A 924-nucleotide genomic window follows, 5' to 3' on the forward strand; every position below is an offset into this window, starting at 1 on the left:
TGTTGTACTTATCGTTGCATTTTTGACACCCATCCTTTTGCATCGGTTTAAACTCAGCATCCCGGTTGTTGTTGCTGAAATCATTATGGGTCTGATTATTGGGAAAAGCGGCCTTAATTTAGTTGTGGAGGGTGACACCTGGCTCCAGACACTCTCTATGCTCGGATTTATCTTTTTAATGTTTTTAAGCGGGCTTGAAATTGATTTTTCATCGTTTGAGAAAGGAAAGAAAAAGCAGTTCCTGCCGAACGGCAAAGAGGCGCCTAATACGTTTGCTGCGGCATCTATTATTTTCGTCGGTATTTTTATTTTATCATTGCTCTTGTCCTATGGGTTCGTCTTGGCCGGATTTATCCAAAATGCATTTTTAATGACCCTTATTATTTCAACGATATCGTTAGGCGTTGTCGTTCCAACATTAAAAGAAGAACGGATCATGAATTCGAATATCGGGCAGATTATTTTGCTTGTTGCTGTTATTGCTGATTTGGCCACGATGATTCTTCTTGCTGTTTTTTCTTCTTTATACGGAGAGGACAGCGGAAACATGTGGCTCCTGATGATTCTGTTTGCAGCCGGAGTGGTGCTTTACTTTTTCGGCCGGGTCTTTAAACATCGCTCTTTTGTGCAGTCCATGTCAAAAGGGACGATCCAGATCGGGACGCGTGCCATTTTTACGTTAATTATTGTACTCGTTGCCCTGTCTGAATCACTTGGGGCGGAAAATATTCTCGGCGCTTTCTTAGCGGGGGTTCTCGTTTCCCTGCTTTCGCCAAACAAAGAACTTGTTCAGCAGCTGGATTCATTTGGTTATGGGTTCTTAATACCGATTTTCTTTGTGATGGTCGGTGTGAAGCTGGATATTTGGACTCTTTTCCAGGATAAAACAATTTTAATCATGATTCCGCTCCTGCTGCTGGCGCT

1 protein-coding gene is annotated in these 924 nt (G+C 42.5%); it reads left to right on the plus strand.

The genetic code is table 11. From position 1 onward, the window contains the following. Positions 1–924 (plus strand): cation:proton antiporter (locus ACWHAR_RS24395; RefSeq protein ID WP_452088098.1); only part of this gene is annotated, 924 nt, incomplete at both ends.

The sequence above is a fragment of the Bacillus sp. LR--39 genome, assembly GCF_053613335.1.